The 955-nt window shown below is 42.4% G+C and carries 2 protein-coding genes; both read right to left on the bottom strand.

The features are described from left to right. On the bottom strand, positions 1-396 hold a 396-nt coding region (locus A3738_RS10785; protein ID WP_156504203.1), incomplete at its 3' end, for a hypothetical protein. A gap of 20 nt (positions 397-416) precedes the next feature. Next, on the bottom strand, positions 417-955 hold a 539-nt coding region (locus A3738_RS10780; protein WP_156504202.1), incomplete at its 5' end, for a DUF1631 family protein.

Genomic DNA, 955 nt, shown 5'->3' with positions numbered 1-955 from the left:
GCTAGGGTCCGTTAGATCGTTCTGCTGTTCAATAATTTGCTGTTCTGATGCCTTCATTCTGCGTGCAGGAGCATTCTGATTGCTAGCTGCTTGTTTACTAATAGCGTTAGCTTGTTGGCTTGCCCCTTCCACATTAGAAGCGGATTCTTTCGTAGTGAGGTGGCTATAGTCGTTATAACTTTTCGTCGTTAAGAATTGTTCCTGAGTTTTTCTCGTTTGGCTAGACGCACTTTGACTGGCTTGGCTTTCAGCAGACTCTTGAGACAGAACTAATGTTACTGGAATAGATTGGGTGTCATTAGGTGTCGGGGCGGGCCACAAATTCAACAAGGTATACAAGATTATATGTGAGCAGGCCGCGACCGACAATGCTATGGCTAAGGCATAGTGTTTCATATAACTAAACGTTAAGCCTACTAGCTCTGAAGATTGCTCAGAATGTGGTTTAAGGCTCTATCAACGAGCGCGCCTTTCTCGAGAATGACCATCATTCCCTTGTTGATTTGGGCAACGACTTGCTGGGAACTTAACTCTATTGGATTAAGGCCAAATCTATCGGCAAATACATATACGTTTGCTTCGTCTACTCTGCTAATCAGTTTGTAGCGTTTCAAATTTCCGTTAATTTTTATTTGGACCCATCTTCCAATTTCCAGCTGAGCTAACAACTCAACATTCTTGTTAAGTTGAGGGCGTAGGCTTTTTTGCTTTGTGATTGCGCCTGTGCTGCTAGCATTATTTGGTTTATTGAGGCTGGCATCATTTTGGTTGCTAAGTGCTGTTTCCCTGAAAATACTTGTAAGATCTTTTTTGATGTCTGCAAGCATTCTATTGGCTGAGTAGGGGTCAAACGATATACGAGTTAATTCGGCGTCTATTTGCTTTAACAGACGTGGTACCAGAGCTAACCACTTTTGACGGTCATTTTGTGTTGCATGTTTTCTAGTACACCAAA

It is taken from the genome of Oleiphilus sp. HI0066, from assembly GCF_001635725.1.
The sequence above is the reverse complement of the archived record's forward strand: the minus strand, read 5'-3'. Positions and strand labels throughout refer to the sequence as shown.